This is a genomic window from Bradyrhizobium sp. CCGB01, assembly GCF_024199795.1.
GTDB lineage: Bacteria > Pseudomonadota > Alphaproteobacteria > Rhizobiales > Xanthobacteraceae > Bradyrhizobium.
The window spans coordinates 991,875-1,013,015 of record NZ_JANADK010000001.1 but is presented as its reverse complement, the minus strand read 5'-3'; the positions used below and the strand labels follow the sequence as shown (position 1 = coordinate 1,013,015).

Annotated in this window: 17 protein-coding genes; 9 read left to right on the top strand and 8 right to left on the bottom strand. The window is 65.0% G+C overall.

The window, feature by feature from the left end:
* Positions 1 to 100: 100 nt before the first annotated feature.
* From NLM25_RS04510 to NLM25_RS04500, 3 genes are all read right to left on the bottom strand, one after another.
* Positions 101 to 871, bottom strand: a complete 771-nt coding sequence (locus NLM25_RS04510; protein WP_254136203.1) for a TIGR02186 family protein — start codon at positions 869 to 871, stop codon at positions 101 to 103.
* Positions 868 to 1,785, bottom strand: coding sequence for a sulfite exporter TauE/SafE family protein (locus tag NLM25_RS04505; protein ID WP_254136202.1), 918 nt, complete (start codon positions 1,783 to 1,785; stop codon positions 868 to 870). The genes NLM25_RS04510 and NLM25_RS04505 overlap by 4 nt, the downstream gene beginning before the upstream one ends.
* 264 nt (positions 1,786 to 2,049) lie before the next feature.
* Positions 2,050 to 5,469 (bottom strand): tetratricopeptide repeat protein, encoded by a 3,420-nt coding sequence (locus tag NLM25_RS04500; protein ID WP_254136201.1) that lies wholly within the window; start codon positions 5,467 to 5,469, stop codon positions 2,050 to 2,052.
* 321 nt (positions 5,470 to 5,790) lie between these two features.
* Between NLM25_RS04500 and NLM25_RS04495 the strand changes: the two genes are divergently transcribed.
* Entirely contained in the window at positions 5,791 to 6,540 is a 750-nt protein-coding gene (locus NLM25_RS04495) for an outer membrane protein (RefSeq protein ID WP_254136200.1), read from the top strand.
* Positions 6,541 to 6,552: 12 nt separating this feature from the next.
* Here the strand turns inward: NLM25_RS04495 and NLM25_RS04490 are convergent, their stop codons facing one another.
* On the bottom strand, positions 6,553 to 7,143 hold the full coding sequence (locus NLM25_RS04490) for a PadR family transcriptional regulator (protein ID WP_254136199.1): 591 nt from the start codon (positions 7,141 to 7,143) through the stop codon (positions 6,553 to 6,555).
* Between the two features lie 206 nt (positions 7,144 to 7,349).
* On the opposite strand from NLM25_RS04490, the gene NLM25_RS04485 reads away from it, so the two are divergent.
* From NLM25_RS04485 to NLM25_RS04470, 4 genes are all read left to right on the top strand, one after another.
* The gene (locus NLM25_RS04485; RefSeq protein WP_254115395.1) at positions 7,350 to 7,733 is read left to right on the top strand and encodes a nuclear transport factor 2 family protein; all 384 of its coding nucleotides are present in this window, start codon (positions 7,350 to 7,352) and stop codon (positions 7,731 to 7,733) included.
* Between the two features lie 56 nt (positions 7,734 to 7,789).
* Positions 7,790 to 9,580, top strand: a complete 1,791-nt coding sequence (locus tag NLM25_RS04480; protein WP_254136198.1) for an acyl-CoA dehydrogenase C-terminal domain-containing protein — start codon at positions 7,790 to 7,792, stop codon at positions 9,578 to 9,580.
* Positions 9,581 to 9,649: 69 nt separating this feature from the next.
* The gene (locus NLM25_RS04475) at positions 9,650 to 10,858 is read left to right on the top strand and encodes an acetyl-CoA C-acetyltransferase (protein ID WP_254136197.1); all 1,209 of its coding nucleotides are present in this window, start codon (positions 9,650 to 9,652) and stop codon (positions 10,856 to 10,858) included.
* A 156-nt stretch (positions 10,859 to 11,014) separates the two neighbouring features.
* Positions 11,015 to 13,228, top strand: coding sequence for an FAD-dependent oxidoreductase (locus tag NLM25_RS04470; protein WP_254136196.1), 2,214 nt, complete (start codon positions 11,015 to 11,017; stop codon positions 13,226 to 13,228).
* 533 nt (positions 13,229 to 13,761) lie between these two features.
* Here NLM25_RS04470 and NLM25_RS04465 read toward each other — a convergent pair.
* The 3 genes from NLM25_RS04465 to gstA all read right to left on the bottom strand — a co-directional run bounded on the left by NLM25_RS04465 (position 13,762) and on the right by gstA (position 15,341).
* Entirely contained in the window at positions 13,762 to 14,070 is a 309-nt protein-coding gene (locus NLM25_RS04465) for a hypothetical protein (RefSeq protein WP_254115385.1), read from the bottom strand.
* A 201-nt stretch (positions 14,071 to 14,271) separates the two neighbouring features.
* Positions 14,272 to 14,616 carry a hypothetical protein gene (locus tag NLM25_RS04460; protein ID WP_254136195.1) on the bottom strand — a complete coding sequence of 115 codons (345 nt, stop codon included), beginning with the start codon at positions 14,614 to 14,616 and terminating at the stop codon, positions 14,272 to 14,274.
* A gap of 110 nt (positions 14,617 to 14,726) precedes the next feature.
* The gene (gene gstA / locus NLM25_RS04455) at positions 14,727 to 15,341 is read right to left on the bottom strand and encodes a glutathione transferase GstA (protein WP_254136194.1); all 615 of its coding nucleotides are present in this window, start codon (positions 15,339 to 15,341) and stop codon (positions 14,727 to 14,729) included.
* 125 nt (positions 15,342 to 15,466) lie between these two features.
* On the opposite strand from gstA, the gene NLM25_RS04450 reads away from it, so the two are divergent.
* The 3 genes from NLM25_RS04450 (at position 15,467) to NLM25_RS04440 (ending at position 18,112) form a co-directional block, all read left to right on the top strand.
* The gene (locus tag NLM25_RS04450) at positions 15,467 to 15,961 is read left to right on the top strand and encodes a MarR family winged helix-turn-helix transcriptional regulator (RefSeq protein WP_254115379.1); all 495 of its coding nucleotides are present in this window, start codon (positions 15,467 to 15,469) and stop codon (positions 15,959 to 15,961) included.
* 101 nt (positions 15,962 to 16,062) lie between these two features.
* Positions 16,063 to 17,433 carry a glutamate--cysteine ligase gene (locus tag NLM25_RS04445; RefSeq protein ID WP_254115377.1) on the top strand — a complete coding sequence of 457 codons (1,371 nt, stop codon included), beginning with the start codon at positions 16,063 to 16,065 and terminating at the stop codon, positions 17,431 to 17,433.
* Positions 17,434 to 17,545: 112 nt separating this feature from the next.
* The gene (locus NLM25_RS04440; RefSeq protein ID WP_254136193.1) at positions 17,546 to 18,112 is read left to right on the top strand and encodes a PAN domain-containing protein; all 567 of its coding nucleotides are present in this window, start codon (positions 17,546 to 17,548) and stop codon (positions 18,110 to 18,112) included.
* 42 nt (positions 18,113 to 18,154) lie between these two features.
* Here NLM25_RS04440 and NLM25_RS04435 read toward each other — a convergent pair whose 3' ends face one another.
* Positions 18,155 to 18,388, bottom strand: coding sequence for a hypothetical protein (locus tag NLM25_RS04435; RefSeq protein WP_254136192.1), 234 nt, complete (start codon positions 18,386 to 18,388; stop codon positions 18,155 to 18,157).
* A 204-nt stretch (positions 18,389 to 18,592) separates the two neighbouring features.
* On the opposite strand from NLM25_RS04435, the gene NLM25_RS04430 reads away from it, so the two are divergent.
* Positions 18,593 to 21,109, top strand: a complete 2,517-nt coding sequence (locus NLM25_RS04430; RefSeq protein WP_254136191.1) for a glycogen/starch/alpha-glucan phosphorylase — start codon at positions 18,593 to 18,595, stop codon at positions 21,107 to 21,109.
* Positions 21,110 to 21,141 lie beyond the last annotated feature (32 nt).

The following is a 21,141-nucleotide window of genomic DNA, read 5'->3' as shown; positions in this document are numbered from 1 at the left end:
ACAGCCGTCATTGCGAGCGAAGCGAAGCAATCCAGCCTCTCTCCGCGGATGCATTTCTGGATTGCTTCGTCGCTTCGCTCCTCGCAATGACGGACGGAGGCTAATCCTTCCGGAACACGATCGACGCCATCCAGCCCGTCATCAGCGCCATGGCCGCGGTGACGAGGCCGTAGATCAGCCCGTGCTGCCGCGCGCTGGTCGCGACGAACTGCTCGAAGCCAACCTTGACGATCTCGAACGCGGTCTCGGTCTTGCCGATGAACGCGCCGTCGGCGAACAGCTTGATCTCCACATCATAGGTTCCGATCGGCACCTCCGCCGGGAGCGGAATGCCGGTGCGGAACAGCGTCGGGGTCAGGAACGTCACCGCGCTCGCGTCCTCGCGATAGAGGCCGCGCTCGGTGCGCAAGCGGACGAAGGCCGAACGGAAGGCGTCGTGCGGCACCACGTCGGCAAAGTCGCCACTGACGCGCTGGGTCAGCAGCACGTTGTTGAGCCCGATCTGCTGCCGCCGCGCGATCTCGGGCGAGGTGATGAGGTCGAACGGGCGGTTGGCGAACAGCGCGAGATAGCTCGGCACCTGCAGGAACTGCCGGTAGTCGGTGTTGATCCAGATCCCGAAGGTGCGCTCCTTGCGCCGCGTCACCATATCGGCGCGCGGGCCCATCACGGTGACGACGAGATCGTAGCTCTTGCGGTCAGCGGGCGTGGAGGCGTCCTTCTCGACCGACCCGAACAGCACCAGCTCCTCGCCGGAATAGTTCGGCGTCACCGTGACACGATGGTTGGAGACCGACACGATCAGTCGCTCGGCACGCGCGACCGAGCCGAACAGCAGGACGAGCAGAACTGCGAGAGCTGCGCGCATCATCCGCTCACCCCCAATTCGCGGATGGTGAAGAGATCCTCGGGCCGGATCACCAGCTCGATCGCGAAGCGGACGCCGACCGAGAGGATCAGCAGGCCCAGCAATAGCCGCAGCTGCTCGCCGCGGATCTTCTGGCCGGCGCGGGCGCCGAACTGCGCGCCGGTGACGCCGCCGACCATCAGGATCAGCGCCAGCACGGCGTCGACGAGATGATTGGTCACCGCATGCAGCAAGGTCGCGAACAGCATCGTGACCAGCGTCAGGACCATCGAGGTCCCGATCACCGTCGAGGTCGGCACCCGCAGCAGATAGATCATGATCGGCACGAGGATGAAGCCGCCGCCGATGCCCATGATGGCGCCGATGAAGCCGATCACGATGCCGACGATCACGACGGGGATGACCGAGAGATAGATCTTCGAGCGCTTGAACCGCATCTTGAGCGGCAGGCCGTGGATCCAGTTGTGCGTGCGCCGCGGCGGCACCGCGCCGCGACGGGTCCGCATCAGCGCGCGCAGGCCTTCGGAGAACATCAGGCTGCCGACGGTGGTAAGCAGCACCACGTAGGACAACGCGATCATCAGATCGAGCTGGCCGAGCGCGCGAAGCTGCGTGAAGGTCCACACCCCGAGCGCCGTGCCGGTGACACCGCCGCATAGCAACACGCACGCCAGCGCCGGATCGATCGCACGCCGCCGCCAGTAGGACAGCGCACCGGAAAAGGAGGAGGCCGCGATGTGGCTCGCAACGGAGGCGACCGCGACCGCCGGCGTGATCCCGATGAAGATCAGAAGCGGCGTCATCAGGAAGCCGCCGCCGATCCCGAACATGCCGGAGACGAAGCCGACCGCCGCGCCCATCGCCAACACCAGGAAGATGTTGACCGGCAGATCGGCGATCGGGAGGTAGAGCTGCATTGAACCACGCTCGGCGAGACGGATCGATTGCGCGGAATGCTCGCCGGACGGTCGGAACGATTGCCGCGCCCTTCAATAGCGGAATTCGCCGCCGGGCGGGACCGGGAAATTTGCGCGTGGTGAATGGCGACGCTTTCGCTCCTCACCCTGAGGAGCCTGCGCAGCAGGCGTCTCGAAGGGCGAGGCCCGGATCCAGAACGGGGCCTGCATGGTTCGAGACGCGCGCAAGGGGGCGCTCCTCACCATGAGGGGAAAGAGATCCGTTTAATGCGCGGCCGACGCCGAGCGCTTGGTCGCGACCGGCTTCGGCGCCGGCTTTGCGTTGGCCTGCGGCGCGCTGTCCCAGCCGCCTGCGGGCGCTGTGACATTGACGGCGTCGTCGGGCTGCGGCTCGGCGCTGAAGGTCTGGATCGCGAGCTTGGCGGCAGCGAGCGACTGCGGGTCGAGCCGTTTGGCGACGTCGTCGCGCTTACCGGACGCATCCGCGTCACCCTGGGCGGCGGCGAGAGTGAACCATTTGTAGGATTCGGCGAGGTTCTGCTCCACGCCGATGCCGCGGGCATAGAGGATGCCGAGGTTGAACTGGCTGTCGGCGACGCCGCGATCGGCGGCCTTGCGGAACCACTGCGCCGCGCTCTTGTAATTGGCACCGCGTCCGCCGCCGTCGGCGTCGAGCACCGCGAGATTGTGCATCGCCTTGGCGTTGCCGCGCTCGGCGGCCTGCGTGTAGTAGCGGCGGGCGATGTCGGCGTCCTTCTTCACCCCCAAGCCCTTCTCGTAGAGCGTGCCGAGGCGGAAGGTCGCGGGCACCACGCCGGCCTGCGCCGCGCGGTCATACCATTTGGCGGCTTCGTCGTAGTTCGCGGCGACGCCCTTGCCCTCGGCAAAGCGCACGCCGATCTCGTAGGCCGCGGTCGCATCGCCCTTCATCGCGGCGCTGCGCAGCACCGGACCGCCGATGCCGTCAGGGAGCTTCTCGCTCGGCGGCACCTGGGTCATGCCGAGCTTCGCGCGGCTCGCACCCGACAGCGCGCCGGTGACGTCGTTGCTCGCTGCAGGCGGAGGTGGCGTTGCGGGAGCTGGCGGGATCTCGACCGAGGCCGAGTTGCCCGACCCCGCCATGGGAGCCGGTGCGGGATTATTCAGCGACTGCTTTCCGATCGGCGTCGGCGAGGTCATCGACGGTGTGACCTGCTCGGGCGCGGCAGGCCTGGTCTCGACCGGCGGCGGAGCCTGCGGCGCGGGCGCGGGCGACGAATTTTCCATGGCCTGCGGCGACGGCGCCGGGCCGCCGCCATCGAGCAGGTTCATGGCCATCTTGAAGGTGCCGAGCACGATCACGACCACGCTCGCGCCGACCAGCAGCGAACGGATTTTCGAGGTGATGGTCGAGGCGCCTTCCTGGCCCTTCTCCCTGGCACGGCCAGCGACTGCCGCCTTGGCACCGCGGACCGGCTTTTCCGGCTGTGCGGCGGCGGCCTGCGCGGCGCGGCGCGCGGCCGCGATGAAGCTCGACGACGACACCGGCTCCTTCGGCGCGGCGGGAATTTCGCTGATCGCGCTTTCAGACGCGGCGATGCGCTCCGACGGCGTGGCGGCGCGGCCGCCTGGCCGTGTGCCCGGCTCGAGCGGATGATCCGGCGGCAATTCCGGTGCGAGCGCGGCGCGCGCGGGCGCCGTGTGCGGCTCGAGGATCTCGCTGATCGCACGCGGCGGCAAGGGTGCCGCGACCTGCGGCGCCGTTGGCACCGGCGGCGGCGCGACGGCGGCGGCGTGGAATTCGCGCGGCGCGGCGACGAAGGCGCCCTGCGCCGGATGTTGCGCGGCGGCCGGGTTCGGCAGCTCAGGCTTCGGATCGTATTTCGGTTGCTGTTGCTGCGGCCGCTGTTCGCGCGCCATCGGCGGCGGCTCGAACGGAGCAGCCATCGGCATCGGTTGCGGCGCAGGTGCCTGCGGCGCCGTGCGCACCGCGCGCAGATCACCCTCGATTATCGAGAGGCGATCGACGACATGGCCGAGCGCGCTGTGCACGGCCTCGAGCGAATCCTGGGTGCTGCGGTTGGTCTCGGCCTGGCTGAAGCGAATGTCGGAGAGCTCGCGCTTGACGAGATCGACCATTCCCGAATCTGAAGGCGGCGCCGAATTGCGGCTCTCGGCCAGCGCGGAATAGGTCGCCTGCTGCCGTTCGAGATGCCTGAGGATGTCGTGCAGCCCGTCCTCGACGCGGCTCAGATTACCGTTGCGCGGATCGGAGGCGGCTTCGATCCGCTCCAGCAGATACGAGACCCGCTGTTCGAGATGCGCAAACGTCGATGCGGAATCGTTGCCGACCTGCATGCGGTCGAAACGGTCCGACAACGCGCGGATCGCGGCTTCCAGATGCTCGGTGCTCTCGGACGGCTGCGGCCGCTCGCGCGTTTCCAGCGCGGCGGTGAGTGCCGCGATGCGCTGCTCGAGCACAGCAAAGCTGTCGCCGTGCCCCGAGGAGCGGGTAACCTGGTCGACCTTCGACGACAGCAGCTGCACGTCGTCCGAAAGGCGTGCCAGCGCTTCGTTGGAGGCGACGTTGGAGACGATGCCGCGCAGCGCCGAGATCGCGCCTTCGAGCTGACGCACCGTCGAGGGATCGTCATTGGCGCGCAGGATGAGATCGAGCTTGGCGCCGAGATTGCGGATCGCCTCGTCATAGCCGGTGAGCTGCTCGGCCGGCGTCAGCGTGCGCAGCACCTGCTTGATGTCGGACAGCGCGTGCTCGATGCTGGACAGCACCTGACCGTCGGAGCCGGACGAGCGGGTCTCGTCGATGCGACGATGCAGCGAGCGGATCTCGTTCTCGATCGATTCGATCGCGCGGCGCGGCATCGCCTCGGTGATGGCGTGGCGGATCTCGGCAAGCTCGCCGCGGAAAGCGTTGATCGCCTGCTCGGTATTGTCAGGGCGCTGGAGCGACTCGATCTGGCTCGTGATCTTGAGCAGATGGCGCTCGAGCGACGAGAAATCCGGCCCCGGCTGCGGTGGCGCGTAGGCAGGCGCGGGCGGCGCCGCCATTGATGTCATGGGGGGCGCGAAAGGAGCTGCCATCGGCGCAATCGACGGCGCGGCGCGCGACGGCACCTGCCGCGGCGCAAAGCCGTCGAGCTCGCTCTGCCGTGCCGTGATCTCGGCGACGGCAACGTCGAACGACGCGGGGCTCAAGGGAGGTGAATTGCGATAGACCTGCGCAGCCGCGCGCTCGACCACATCGGCCTGGCGCTGCCGCGTTTCAACGGGGGCCGGTGCCGGCCGCGGCGCCTGAGGCTGCTGCGGACGGGAGATTTGCGACAGCCGTGCATCGAGCCGCGAGATCGCGTCGTTGAGCTGGCGCGCGACGCCCTGCTCGCGCGAGACGTCCTTCTCGCGCGCGGCGTCCTGACGCGGCGCGGGCTTCGAAATCCGTTCGATCTGCTGGGTGATCGCGTCGAGCCGCTGGTGGATGTCGGCGACTTCGCGGGCTTCCTGGCTCGGAACGTTCGGGGCTTGCGGACGCTGGTCGTAAGGTCCGCGAAAGTTCGGCGCGGCAGTCTCGCCGAGCGTGGAGTTCAGCCAATCGTTGAGTGACATGCCGGCACGACGCGCAGCAGCTTCGGCCCGCTCCCTGACGGATGGATCGATGCCGTCAACACTCCACGATACGCGCGAATTCATGACTCTGTCCGGTTCCGACTTCGGCGCCCCACCCGGCGCCTCCAGCCTTCCCTCGCGTGCCGGTTGCAAAGACAATCGGATTTGGCGCGGGTCGTCTGCCTCGAAAACCGACTTTTTCCTGTTACGGTAAATAACGGGTTAAGGAACGCGTCGCCGGTGTCTTAAAGTTGGGCGGCGGGAACCCGCTCCAGCGCCCGTGGCCGCCGCCCGGCCCCCCGCCCCGACAAAGATTTCGCCAGCCATCGCGTCCGCACGTCTCACAAGGGATAAGAACGGCCCGATCCACGGGCGGGTTCTTGCCTGACTGGATTGTTGGCTGACATGAAAAGGTTGCTCGTGGCCGCGATGGTGGCCGGACTGGCATCGCACGCTGTGGCCGCCGATGCCCCGGCGGCAGCGACCGCGGCGAAGGCAGCGGCGCCCGCGGGATACAACTGGACCGCCTGCTATGTCGGCATCCAGGGCGGTGGCAACTGGGGCAAGAGCGAGCATGTCGCGCGCGCCGGCGACGTCTCCGGGCCGACGATAACAGGCACGTTCAATCTCAGCGGTGCCGCCGTCGCGGGCGGAGCCTTCGGCTGCGATTTCCAGATCGAAAAGACCGTCCTCGGCTTCGAGAACGACGTGTCCTGGACCAACCAGCGCGGCCGGGCACAGGACCTGCCGCCCTTCAACGTCGGGGTAGCGAGCGGCACGCGGGAGAAGTGGATCGACACGTTCCGCGGCCGCGTCGGCTATGCGCTTGATCAGCTCCTGATCTATGGCACCGCGGGGGTCGCCTTCGCCGGGACCGAAGTCACTGTGTCCAACCAGGTGGCGCAGGTCACCAGTTCCCAGACCCGTACGGGCCTGGCCGCCGGCCTCGGGGGCGAATGGGCGGCCTACGTCGATACCTGGGGCGCCGTGAGCCTCAAGCTCGAGTATCTGCACGTCGATTTCGGCAGCAAACGGTATGTCGATCCGCCGATCAGCGGCGCGGTCACGCGCGACGTCAGGCTGACGGATGACATCGTCCGCGCCGGTGTGAACGTCCGCTTCAATTGGGAAAGGCCGGTTGTCACGAAGTACTAAGGGGCGGACGAACTAGCCCTTCCCTTCGCGCTTGTTCTCGTCCAGCGGGACCACCGTGCCCTTGCCGCTCATCGCCGATAGCGCTTCGAGCGCCTCCTCGCAGAAATCGGCCACCATTTGCTCGTGCCGCGCGCCGAGCTGAAGCAGCAGCAAATTACCGAGGTCGAGCACGCCCGACGCGGTGCCCTCCGGAAAACGCTTCTTGAGGATGCGCTCGTAATTTTCGTGCCGGTCGCGATGGTGCTCCAGCCGGGCCATCAGATCGGTGCGCATGGGCTCGATGTCGATGCTGTCGAGTGCATGCAGCCGCACCAGCAGGTCGTCCTTGATCGAGGGCGGCGTGCTCGGTCGCGCGGCCCAGTGCCGCAGCGCTGTTCGGCCTTCGGGAGTCAGCGTATAGATGAGTTTATTGGGTTTGCCGGACTGTACGACCTCGCGGCCCTGGATGTAGCCGCGGTCGCGCAGCTTGGAGAGCTCGCGGTAGATCTGCTGGTGATCGGCCTTCCAGAAGAAGCCGATCGAGGAGTCGAACGTCTTGGCAAGCTCGTAGCCCGTCATCGGACGTTCCGTCAGGCATGCGAGGATTGCGTCGCCCAGCGCCATGGCACCAGCTCCCTTCTAGAGGTCCCGACCAATTGACTTGACTTTATGCGCATTGGTGCATATGCGTCAATATGCATATGAGGTGACCGAAGGTCGGGGCTTAAAACCCGACCCCAAAAACCGAGCGAAATCAAACTCCTCGCTACTGTGCATGGGGTTGTTTTCGAGTTTTTTGCATGGCCTTGATCTAGGGAGGCATCCTGACAATGACCGGCCTCGATTCCTGGTACGCCTTCATGAAGTCCCACGACAGCAAAGCGCTGTGGGACCTGCTCCATCCTGATGCCGTGTTCGAAAGCCCCGTCGTGCACTCGCCGCAACGCGGCCGCGACATCACCTTCAAATATCTCGCGAGCGCCGAGAAGGTGCTCGGCGGTCCCGGCTTCAGCTATGTCGGCGAGTGGCGAAGCGCCAACGGCGCCGTGCTCGAATTCAAGAATGTCATCGACGGCATCGAGATCAACGGTGTCGACATCATCACTTTCGATGCCGAGGGGCGCATCACCCATTTCAAGGTGATGGTGCGTCCGCTCAAGGCGATCAACATGCTGCATCGCCTGATGGCGGAGCAGCTTGCCGCCCAATCATAAGCCAACATCATCACCTCAAGACGCAATGACTTCAAGGCTGATGCCGGGAGAACGCCATGCCGATCTATAAAGCCCCCGTAGAAGACGTGAACTTCCTGCTCAACGACGTCTTCCAGATCGATCGCTACGACAATCTGGCCGGCTTCTCCGATGCGTCGAGCGACGTGCGCGAAGCCATCCTCGGCGAAGCCGCGAAGCTCGCGGAAGAGGTGCTTCAGCCACTCAACCGCGTCGGCGATCTCGAAGGCTGCAAGCGTGCCGACGACGGCAGCGTCACCACGCCGAAGGGTTTCAAGGACGCTTTCAAGCAAGTCGCCGAGGGCGGCTGGCTCGGTCTCTCTGCACCACAGGAGTTTGGCGGCCAGGGCCTGCCGGTGACGCTGAGCCAGGCGGTCAACGAATTCCAGATCTCCGCCAACATGGCGTTCTCGATGTATGGCGGCCTCACCATGGGCGCGACTGCGGCCCTCCTGGTGCACGGCACGCCCGAGCAGAAGCAGACCTACGTGCCGAAGATGGTGGCCGGCGAATGGACCGGCACCATGAACCTGACCGAGCCGCATTGCGGCACCGATCTCGGCATGCTCCGCACCAAGGCGGTCCGCCAGGCCGACGGCAGCTTCAAGATCACGGGCACCAAGATCTTCATCTCGGCCGGCGAGCATGACCTCGCCCCCAACATCATCCACCTCGTGCTCGCCCGCATCGAGGGCGCACCCGCCGGCATCAAGGGCGTGTCGCTGTTCGTGGTGCCGAAATTCCTGGTGAATGCCGACGGTTCGGTCGGCGCACGCAACGGCGTCGTGTGCGGCTCGATCGAGCACAAGATGGGCATCCACGGCAATTCCACCTGCGTGATGAACTACGACAGCGCCACCGGCTGGCTGATCGGCGAAGAGAACAAGGGCATGCAGGGCATGTTCGTGATGATGAACGAGGCCCGCCTCGGCGTCGCCGTGCAGGGTCTCGCGCAGTCCGAGGTCGCCTATCAGAACGCGGTCGCCTATGCCCGCGAGCGCATCCAGGGCCGTTCGCTCACCGGCGCAAAGGCGCCGGACAAGCAGGCCGACCCGATCATCGTGCATCCGGACGTGCGCCGCACGCTGCTCTCGATCCGCGCCTTCAACGAGGCCGCGCGCGCCTTCGTGATGTGGACCGCGCTGAAAAGCGATGTCGCACACCGTTCCGAGGACCCCAAGGACCGCCAGGCCGCCGACGACCACATGGGCCTGATGACCCCCGTGCTGAAGGGCTTCCTCACCGATTACGGCTTCGCCAACGCGGTGCAGGCGCAGCAGATGTATGGCGGCCACGGCTACATCGCCGAGCAGGGCATGGAGCAGTTCGTGCGCGATGCGCGTATTGCGATGATCTATGAAGGCGCCAACGGCATCCAGGCGCTCGACCTCGTCGGCCGCAAGCTGCCGCGCGACGGCGGCCGCGCCATCATGGCGTTCTTCGGCGAGGTCATGGCCTTTGCCAAGGAGAATGGCGGCGACGAGGCGATGAAGCCTTTCATCGCCCCGCTCTCGGCTTCGCTCGGCCATCTCCAGCAGGCCACCACCTGGCTGATGCAGAACGCGATGGCCAAGCCGGACAATGCCGGCGCTGCCGCCACCGATTACCTGCATCTCTTCGGCTTCGTCGCGCTCGGCTACATGTGGGCGAAGATGGCGAAGGTCACCCAGGCCAAGATTGCCGAGAGCGGCGCAACGCCCTATCTCTCGACCAAGCTCGTCACCGGCCGCTTCTTCATGGAACGCATGCTGCCGGAGACCGCCGCCAATCTCGCGCGCATCCAGGCCGGCTGCGCCACCATCATGGAACTGCCGGCGGAAGCCTTCTGAGGATTTCCGCCCACCAATGATCGCGACCGCCCCCCGGTCGTCACCAATAACTGCAATCAGGAGGCTCCCATGGCAGATGCCTATATCTACGACCACGTTCGAACCCCGCGCGGCCGCGGCAAGGCGGACGGTTCGCTGCACGAGGTGACCGCGCTCGCGCTCGCGACCGTGCCGCTGAAGGCGCTGAAGGACCGCAACAATTTGCCGGAAGATTCCGTCGACGACGTCGTGCTCGGCGTGGTCGATCCGGTCGGCGAAGCCGGCTCCGACATCGCGCGCTTTGCCGCACTGAAGGCGGGCCTCGGCGAGGCCGTGCCCGGCGTGCAGATCAGCCGCTTCTGCGCTTCTGGCCTTGATGCCGTGAATTTTGCCGCCGCGCAGGTGATGAGCGGCCAGCACGAGCTCGTCATCGGCGGCGGTGCCGAATCGATGAGCCGCGTCGGCATCGGCGCCTCCGGCGGCGCCTGGCCGATGGATCCGTCGATGGCAGTGCCCGCCTATTTCATGCCGCAGGGCGTGTCGGCCGATCTGATCGCGACCAAGTACGGCTTCTCGCGCGACGACGTCGACGCCTACGCGGTGCAGAGCCAGCAGCGGGCGGGCAAGGCCTGGGACGAGGGCCGCTTCAACAAGTCGGTCGTGCCGGTGAAGGACATCAACGGTCTCACCATCCTCGCCAAGGACGAGCACATGCGTCCCTCGACGACGATGCAGTCGCTGGCCCAGCTCCAGCCGTCGTTCACGATGATGGCGCAGATGGGCGGCTTCGACGGCGTCGCCGTGCAGTCGCATCCGGAGATCGAGCGCGTCAATTACGTGCACCACGCCGGCAACTCCTCGGGCATCGTCGATGGTGCCGGTGCCGTGCTGCTCGGCAGCAAGGAAGCGGGCAGCAAGTACGGCCTGAAGCCGCGTGCAAAAATCCGCGCCTTCGCCAATGTCGGCTCGGAGCCAGCGATGATGCTGACCGGTCCGGTCGACGTCACGGAAAAGCTGTTCGCGCGCTCGGGCATGAAGAAGTCGGACATCGACCTGTTCGAGCTCAACGAAGCCTTCGCCTCGGTCGTGCTGCGCTACATCCAGGCCTTCGACATCGACAACGCCCGGATCAACGTCAATGGCGGCGCGATCGCGCTCGGCCATCCGCTCGGCGCCACCGGTGCGATGATTCTCGGCACCGTGCTCGACGAGCTCGAACGCACCAACAAGTCCACCGCCCTGGTGACGCTGTGCATCGGCGGCGGCATGGGCACCGCGACCATCATCGAGCGGGTGTAACGAGCTGCCGTAGGGTGGGTTAGCGAAGCGTAACCCACCTTCGTCTGTTTCCGCGGAGGAAGACAGTGGTGGGTTACGCCTTCGGCTAACCCACCCTACGAGATCACCATCAACCGCCGCGCCTGAGATCGGCTGCGGCACCGAGGAGCAACCAACATGGCTTACAAGAACTTCAAGGTTGAGACCGATTCCGACGGCATCGCGCTCGTCACCTGGGACATCCCGGGCCGTTCGATGAACGTGCTCGACGAGACCTCGACCAGCGAGCTCGACGCGATCGTCAAGGAAACCACGGCCGATGCCGCGGTGAAGGGCGTCGTCATCACCTCCGCCAAGGAAGCGTTCTGCGCCGGCGCCGACCTGTCGATGCTCGAAGGCATGAACCAGGCCTATGCCAAGGTCCTCAAGGAGCAAGGCGAGACCGCGGCGAACCAGATGCTGTTCGAGCAGAGCCGGCGCTTTTCGCAGGTGCTGCGCTCAATCGAAACCTCAGGCAAGCCGTGGGCGGCCGCGATCAACGGCCTCGCGCTCGGTGGCGGTTTCGAGATCACGCTGTGCTGCCACTATCGCGTGGCGGCGGAGAATCCCAAGACGCGGCTCGGCCTGCCCGAAGTCAAGGTCGGCCTGTTCCCCGGCGCCGGTGGCACGCAGCGCGTGCCGCGCCTGGTGCCGCCGCAGGACGCGATGACGATCCTGCTCAAGGGCGATCCCGTTACGGTCGAGAAGGCCAAGGCGCTGAACCTCATTCATGCCGTCGTGCCCGCCGCTGACCTGGTCAAGGCGGCGAAGGATTGGATCAAGGGCGGCGGCAAGGCCGTCGCGCCGTGGGACGAGAAGGGTTTCAAGCTGCCGGGCGGTCCGGTGTTCTCCAAGACCGGCATGATGATGTTCCCGGCCGGCAACGCGATCTATCGCCGCGAGACCTACGACAACTATCCAGCCGCGCGCGCGATCATGAGCTGCGTCTATGAAGGCCTCCAGCTGCCGATCGACGCGGCGCTACGCGTCGAGTCGCGCTACTTCACGTCCGTGCTGCGCTCGAAGGAAGCGGCCGCGATGATCCGCAGCCTGTTCCTGTCGATGCAGGAGCTCAACAAGGGCGCGCGCCGTCCGAAGGACGTTGCTCCCACCAAGGTGAAGAAGATCGCCGTGATCGGCGCCGGCTTCATGGGCGCGAGCGTCGGCTACGTCTCGGCCCGCGCCGGCCTCGACGTGGTCCTGATCGACCGCGACCAGGAGAGCGCCGATAAGGGCAAGGCGCATGCCCAGAAGGTGATCGAGGAGCAGATCAAGAAGGGCCGCGCCAAGCCCACCGATGCGGAAGCCCTGCTCGCGCGCATCACGCCGACCGCCGACTATGCCGCACTGAAGGACGTCGACCTCGTCATCGAGGCCGTGTTCGAGGATCGCAAGGTCAAGGCCGATACCTTCGCCAAGGCGCAGCAGCATATGAAGCCGGACGTGATCTTCGCGTCGAACACCTCGACGCTGCCGATCACTTCGCTCGCAGAGAGCTTCAAGGACCAGGGCAAGTTCGTCGGCATCCACTTCTTCTCGCCGGTCGAGAAGATGATGCTGGTCGAGATCATCCTCGGCAAGAACACCGGCGATGTCGCGCTCGCGACCGCGCTCGACTACGTCCGGCAGATCGGCAAGACGCCGATCGTCGTCAACGACTCCAGAGGCTTCTTCGCCAATCGCTGCGTCGGCCGCTATGTCGCCGAAGGCAACGAGATGTTCCTGGAGGGCGTGCCACCCGCGATGATCGAGAACTGCGCCAAGATGGCCGGCATGCCGGTCGGCCCGCTCTCGCTCTCGGACGAAGTCGCACTCGACCTCGGCCTCAAGATCATGAAGGCGACGGAAGCCGATCTCGGCCCCAACGCCATCAACCCCGATCAGAAGAAGCTGATGGTGGAGATGGTCGAGAACCAGGGTCGTCTCGGCCGCAAGAACAGCAAGGGCTTCTATGACTATCCCGAGAAGGGCAAGGGTCAGAAGAGCCTATGGCCGGGCCTGTCCGCGCTGCAGCCGAAGCAGCTCGATCCTGACACGCTCGACATCGAGGAGCTGAAGCAGCGCTTCCTGGTGGTGCAGGCGGTGGAAGCCGCGCGCACGGTCGAGGACCACGTCATCACCGATCCGCGCGAGGCGGATGTCGGCTCGATCCTCGGCTTCGGCTTCGCACCGTTCACGGGCGGCACGCTGTCCTACATCGACTTCATGGGCACGAAGACGTTCGTCGAGCTCTGCCACAAGCTGGAGGCGAAGTACGGCTCGCGCTTCACCCCGCCGAAACTTCTCGAAGAGATGGCTGCAAAGGGAGAAACCTTCTACGGCCGCTTCGCGCCGAAGAAGGCGGCTGCCTGATTCGCTGAACTCGTAGCCCGGATGGAGCGCAGCGAAATCCGGGACTGACCGATCCACGTGAAGACTCGGATTGCGCTACGCTCCATCCGGGCTGCGCATCCAAGACAAAGGCCGGATCACCGATCCGGCCTTTTTTGTTTTGCACAACATCATCACGGTTGCGTCAGACTTGTTCCGGGTTGTGGAACCGGTCACAGAAATCGCGTAGGAACCGTGCCGAAGTCCCCGCTGCTGCGGTGTCGCGCAATTGTCATAAGCGCGTCAAAGCGGCGCCGTTCTTTTGCTCGGCCCTGGCACTAGTCTTGCTGCGGGTCAGGGTCATGAAGCCGGGTTGGGGCACTCGCCGACAAGCGGCGAGTTGCAGACAAAATAAGAAAGTGTCCTTGATGAACTCTTTGGTGCTGCGGAAGACCGCGCTTGGCCGCGATCTTACCGCGAAATATGCTGTTGCGTCCCCAATTGGCCGCCTCTTCCCGCAACAAAAGCCGGCACGCCGGCGCCGCAAGGGGCCGGTGCTTTGGGCAGCTTTGGCCTTACTTGTGCTGGCGGCGGATGTTCTGCTCGCTTGCCTCGCCTGGATCGCCGTCGATCTCGTCATGGGATGAGGCGTCGCGCGCGTGCAGCTTATAAGCTGCCGCGAGATAGGCGAGCTGGCAGACGGCAAGGCAGGTGGCAATGACGGTCACACCGGCCATCATGCCGAATTCGTAAACGCGAAGAATGATCGCCGAGACCACTGCGATTGACGGCGCGATCAATACCAGCGCCCAGATCCTGAAAAAGTAACCTGTCGCTATTCCTACCAACGCACTTGCGGCGATCAGGACGAAGGCAATCGTCAAGTTCGACTCCGATGAAACTACAAATAATTCGCTACAATTCCGCCAAGCTCGCGCGCTTTGCGGGAACTGACAAGACAGCACTACTTACATTTGGCGAACAGTAGTTCAAAAGTCTAATTAAGGTACGATGATCCGGCGAAATGGGTTCGCCCGCGTGCCGCCCGGCAGCAAGAAAAGAGCCGGCTCGGCGACCCCGCCTGCTTATTTGCGGTCCCCGAAGGGCGAGAACGCGCGGCCCGCGACCGCATCATCGGCAAGACTGGCCTTCCAGGTCCCCTCGTCGCCGCGGCCGATGCGCAGCTCGAAGCGCCAGCCGTTCTGATTGGTGAAGGCGATATCCGCTCCGCCCTTCTTCTTCGCGTAGCTGCAGGGATATTCGGTCGGCTTGTCCGGAAAAACGATCTTTCCTTCCTTGCTCTCGAACACGGCCGAGGTGATCTGCGGATGGATCATGAAGATGCAATTGCGCTGCGGCACATCGGGCGTCGACAAGCCAAGCATCGCGAGCGGCGCGCCGGCAGCGGTCATGAGGACGATCATGTTCATGGGGCGGCTGTCTCGTGGAGGTATTCCGCTTCGACGCCGTCACCAATCAAGGGGTTCAAAAAAGGCCGGATCATCGATCCGGCCTTTTTCCTCTTCCATTGCGCGGGCGCTTACTTCGCCTGCGCGAGGCCTTCCTTCTTCAGCGCTTCCTGCACCTGCGGCCGCGCCGCGACGCGAGCCTTGTAGGCGATCAGGTTCGGCATGGCCGAGAGGTCGAACTTCATTCGGTCACCCCAGGTCAGCATCGTGAAGAGATAACCGTCGGCCACCGTGAACTGCTTGCCCATGAGGTAGTCGCGGCCGGCGAGCTGGCTGTCGATGTATGTCAGCTTGCCCATGACGCGGTCCTTGAAGAACGCCTTGGCTTCGTCATTCAGCGCCGGGGCGAACAGCGGGCCAAAGCTCTTATGCACCTCAGAGGTGAGGAAGTTCAGCCACTCCAGCAGCTTGTAGCGCTCGGAGCTGCCGTGGGCAGGCGCCAGCGCCTTGGCCGAAGCCTGATCGGCGATCATCTGGACAATGACCGGACCTTCGGTCACGATCTCACCGCTATCGAGGCCCAGCGCGGGGACTTGGCCCTTGGGGTTCAGCTTCAGATAATCCTCACCATTTTCGAGCTTCTTGGCCCGGATATCGACCTTGACCAGCTCATAGGGCAGGCCGGCTTCCAGGAGCGCGATGTGGGGGGACAGGGAGCAGGCGCCGGGCGAGTAATAGAGCTTCATGGAATTTCCTCCTCTTGGTGCTTGGTTCGGGCGAAAGAACGCCTACATGCACCTGCATGTAATAGTCAAGATTGATGCAGGTGCATCGAGTGGGGTAAGAGACGGGCGACAGCTTGAGCGGGACCATGAAACGCAAACCATCGACCGAGGCGACTTCCGCCTGGATCCGCCTGATGCGGGTGCAAAGCCGCGTGCTCGATTGTGTCGAGCAGGACCTGAAGAAGGCGGGGTTCCCGCCGCTGGCATGGTACGACGCGCTGCTCGAATTGTCGCGAGCTCCCTCGGGTGAGCTGCGGCCGGTGGAACTCGAGCGGCAGATGCTGATCCCGCAATATTCCACGTCGCGCCTGATCGATCGCCTGGTCGACGAGGGGCTCGCCTCCCGGCGCGAATGCCAGATCGACAAGCGCGGCCAGTTCGTGGAGATCACGGAAGCCGGCCGCGAGCTGCAGAAGCGGATGTGGGGCGCCTATTCGGCCGCGATCGAAAAATATGTCGGCTCGAAACTGTCCGATGCGGATGCGGTCAAGCTCAGCGGCCTGCTCGATCGTCTCGGCTGCTCGTGCGGCGAGATGAAGCTGCCGCCCGCCCACGTCAACGAAACCACGCCGTCGCGATGATCGCACGGCACCCCAGCTCGTCCGTGCACCCCTTGGGTTCGCGGACCATCCCTGCCACCCGCGCGCCTTCGATCGAAGCGCCCTTTTGATTAGAGTTTGATATGGCGCGAGACCAGATCGATATGACGCCGCTGCAATCGCGCGACGAACTCGTCGCGTGGTTCGAGGCCGGCTGCAAGCCGCCGTCCGAGTGGCGGATGGGCACCGAGCACGAGAAGACGCCGTTCACGCTCGAAGGCCACCGTCCGGTGCCTTACGAGGGCGCGCGCGGCATCGGCGCGCTGCTCGAAGGCATGAAGCTCCTGCTCGGCTGGGAGCCGATCATGGAGAAGGGCAACATCATCGGTCTCTACGACGTCACCGGCGGCGGCGCGATCTCGCTCGAACCCGGTGGACAGTTCGAGCTCTCCGGCGCGCCCGTCGAGAACGTGCACCAGACCCAGAGCGAGCTGATGGCGCATCTGGCGCAGGTGCGCGAGATCGCGACCCCGCTCGGCATCGGCTTCCTCGGGCTCGGCATGACGCCGTCCTGGTCGCGCGCCGACATCCCGGTGATGCCCAAGGGCCGCTACAAGATCATGACCAATTACATGCCGAAGGTCGGCCAGTACGGCCTCGACATGATGTACCGGACCTGCACGGTGCAGACCAATCTCGACTTCTCCTCCGAAGCCGACATGGTCAAGAAGCTGCGCGTCTCGCTCGCGCTCCAGCCGGTCGCGACCGCGCTGTTTGCCAATTCGCCGTTCACGGAGGGCAAGCCGAACGGCTTCCTGTCCTTCCGCTCCGAGATCTGGCGCGACACCGACAATGCGCGCGCGGGCATGATGCCGTGGGCGTTCGAGGACGGCATGGGCTTCGAGCGCTATGTCGATTACGCGCTCGACGTACCCATGTATTTCGTCAAGCGCGGGGACGACTATATCGACGTCTCGGGCTCCTCGTTCCGTGCCTTCTTCGAGGGCCGCAACAACAATTTGCCCGGCGAACGTCCGACGCTGTCGGACTGGGCCAACCATCTTTCCACGATCTTCCCGGAAGTGCGCCTCAAGCGTTATCTCGAGATGCGCGGGTCCGACGGTGGCCCCTGGGGCCGTCTGCCTGCGCTCTCGGCGTTCTGGGCCGGGCTGCTCTACGACGATGTGTCGCTCGATGCCGCCTGGGACCTGGTGAAGCACTGGACCGCGCATGAGCGTCAGGCCCTGCGCGACGACGTGCCGCGCTTCGGCTTCAAGTCGCGGATCAAGGACCGTTATCTGTTCGAAATCGCCAAGGAATGCCTCGTCCTGGCCCATGCCGGCCTGCGCCGACGCGGCCGGATCGACCAACTCGGCCGCGACGAGACCCGGCACCTGGAGCCGCTCGATCGCATCATCGATTCCGGCCGGACGCCGGCCGAGGAGATGCTGGAGAAGTTCAACGGTGCCTGGAACGGCTCGGTGGAACCGGCCTACGCGGAATACGCGTTCTAGACCGGAGGCCGACGATCAGGACCTGAGCCGTTCATCGCCCGTACAGGTTTGCGGCGATCAAATGACCGGCTGAAAAAACCTGAGCGCCGTCAATAACTCGAAAGCTGTTCGAATGGGGAAGGGCCGCCTGCCTGGGGCCGTCGTGGCAAGCGTCGTGGCATGCGTCACGCTGCTTTCGCTCCTGCTTGCGAGCTGGCCTGCGCGCGCCCAAACGGCGTTCGACCGGCCCGGCGGCGACTATTTCAACTCGCCGGTGACGTCAGGCGACCCCGCGGATTGCGCGCTGCTCTGCGAGCGCGACCGCCGCTGCCGCTCCTGGAGTTTCAACTATCCCGACGTCGAAGGCGGCTCGGCGGTGTGCTGGCTCAAGAATACGGTGCCGCCGCGAGTGCCGGGCAGCTGCTGCATCTCCGGCGTACGTGGCGCCGGCGTGATTGAGCCGCGGATCGAGGGCGTGGAAACGTCGATCGACCGCCCCGGCGGCGACTTGCGCAATTTCGAGCTCAAGGACGGCGAAGGCGAGGAAGCCTGCAAGGCCGCCTGCACCGCCGACAACAAGTGCCGCGCCTTCACCTATGCCCGTCCCGGCTACACGGGGCGTGAAGCGCGCTGCTTTCTGAAGAAGGAAATCAAGCCGCCGCGCCGCAAGGCGGGCTTCACGTCGGGCGTGGTCAGATAACGCGTCGCGCTTTCGCGCGCAGCCAATCCAGCGGCCCGCGCCTCAACTCGCCGCCGACACCAGCCTGTTGCCGCACGCATTCGCGTAGAACTTGCCGCCGCATTGGTGCTTGATGGCGGCGCAGCGCGCGGCCGGGGAGGCATCTTGCGGAAGGCTGAAGCCGCAGCTCAGGCCGTCGGCGCTGCGGCCCGTCTTGCCGGCGGCAAAGGCGGCGCTGGAGGCGGTGATGCAGACGACGAGGAAGGCTGCGGCGGCGATTTCGATCAGCAGTCTCATGGACGTTTCCTCCACACTGATGGCTGAATCTGCCCCCAATCTAGCACCAATCCTCATCTCTCCGTAGGCTCCCGGGTTCCCAAATCGGCCCGTTCCTTGCATAAAATTACGCCAGCGCAGTGCACGGCCGCGCCAGCGATGGTTCCGGTACAAAGGCAAGACGCGTAGGGTGAGTGGTGTTCTCGCGACCAGGAAGTGACGGCCTTGCAAGATCAATCGTTCCAGCCAAGTTCTCCCGCATCCGACCAGCCCGTCGACGAACTCGCGCTGGCTGATGTCAAGGGCGCGATCCTGGCGAAGCTGCGCCTTGCCATCGGCAAGGATGCGGGCATGGCGACCAAGCACGACTGGTATCAGGCCGCGGCGCTGGCGCTGCGCGACCGCATCGTGCATCGCTGGCTCACGGCCGAGAAACACAGCTACGATGCGGGACGCAAGCGCGTCTATTATCTCTCGCTCGAATTCCTGATCGGCCGCCTCTTCACCGACGCGCTCAACAACATGGGCCTGCTCAAGATCTTCGAGGTCGCACTCGGCGATCTCGGCGTGTCGCTGCCGGAGCTGCGCAAATGCGAGCCGGATGCGGCGCTCGGCAATGGCGGCCTGGGGCGGCTCGCCGCCTGCTTCATGGAGAGCATGGCCACGCTCTCGATCCCCGCGATCGGCTACGGCATCCGCTACGATTACGGCCTGTTCCGCCAGATCATCAATCAGGGCTGGCAGCAGGAATATCCGGACGAATGGCTGAGCTTCGGCAACCCTTGGGAATTGCAGCGGCCGGAGGTGATCTATCACATCCATTTCGGCGGCGGCGTCGAGCATGTCGACGACAAGGGCCGCGACCGCGCGATCTGGCATCCGGGCGAGACGGTGCAGGCGATCGCCTATGACACGCCGATCGTCGGCTGGCGCGGCCAGCACGTCAACGCGCTGCGCCTGTGGTCGGCGCGCTCGCCCGATCCATTGAAGCTCGACGCCTTCAACAAGGGCGACTACGTCAGCGCCAGCGCCGAGCAGTCGCGCGCGGAAGCCATCTGCAAATTCCTCTATCCGAACGACGAGAGCCCGGCGGGCCGCGAGCTGCGCCTGCGCCAGGAATATTTCTTCGTCTCGGCCTCTCTCCAGGATCTGGTCAATCGCCACCTCACCTCCGACGGGCAGCTTCGCAGCCTTGCGATGAAGGTCGCGGTGCAGCTCAACGACACCCATCCGAGCCTCGCGGTCACCGAGCTGATGCGCATCCTCGTCGACCTGCATAATTTCCGCTGGGACGAGGCCTGGAAGATCACGGTCGCCACGCTCTCCTACACCAACCACACGCTGCTGCCTGAAGCGCTGGAGACCTGGCCGGTCGAGCTGTTCGAGCGGCTGCTGCCGCGGCATCTCGAGATCATCTACCGCATCAACGTCCAGCATCTCGCGCTCGCCGAAGCGCGCGCCCCCGGCGACATCGATTTCCGCGCCTCGGTCTCGCTGATCGACGAGAAGAGCGGACGCCGCGTCCGCATGGGCCAGCTCGCCTTCGTCGGCTCGCACCGCATCAACGGCGTCTCGGCGATGCATTCGGACCTGATGCGCGAGACCGTGTTTCACGATCTCAACCATCTCTATCCCGGGCGCATCACCAATAAGACCAACGGCATCACCTTCCGCCGCTGGCTGATGCTGGCGAACCCGAAGCTGACTGACCTGCTGCGCGAGACCTGTGGCGATGCCGTGCTGGACGATCCGACCCAGCTCAGCCTGATCGAGGCCCGCGCCAGCGACGTCGAATTCCAGAAGAAATTCCGCAGCGTCAAGCTGCACAACAAGACCGCGCTTGCGCGTCTGATCGGCGAGCGGCTCGGCATCAAGGTCGATCCGAGCGCGCTGTTCGACGTGCAGATCAAGCGCATCCACGAATACAAGCGCCAGCTGCTCAACGTCATCGAGACGGTGGCGCTGTATCAGGGGATGAAGGATGATCCCAATGGCAACTGGGTGCCGCGGGTGAAAGTCTTCGCCGGCAAGGCCGCCGCGAGTTACAAGTACGCCAAGCTGATCATCAAGCTGATCAACGACGTCGCGGAGGTCGTCAACAACGATCCCGCGATCGGCGGCAAGCTGAAGGTCGTCTTCCTGCCCGACTACAATGTCAGCCTTGCGGAGGTGATCATTCCCGCGGCCGACCTGTCGGAGCAGATCTCGACCGCCGGCATGGAGGCCTCCGGCACCGGCAACATGAAGCTGTCACTGAACGGCGCCCTCACCATCGGCACGCTCGACGGTGCCAACATCGAGATCCGCGACCATGTCGGCGCGGAGAACATCGCGATCTTCGGCATGGAGGCCGGCGACGTGATGATCCGCCGCAAGCAGGGGCTGGATGCCTCCGACGTGATCCGCAATTCGCCAAAGCTCCAGCGCGCCATCAATGCGATCGGCACCGGCGAGTTCTCGCCCGGCGATCCCGGCCGCTTCGAATCCATCGCGCACGCGCTGCGCTATCTCGACCATTACATGGTCAGCGCCGATTTCGATTCCTATTACGAGGCGCAGCGCAGCGTCGACGCACGTTGGCAGGTGGCGCCGGCCTGGACGCGCGCCTCCATCCTGAACGTCGCGCGCATGGCCTGGTTCTCCTCGGACCGCACCATCCGCGAATACGCCGAGGAGATCTGGAACGTGCCGGTCAATCCGACCACGCCGCTGCTGCCGGGTCTGCGCGACGTCGCGGGCTGATTTTCCGCAGCATGAAATCGGCGCCTATCTGC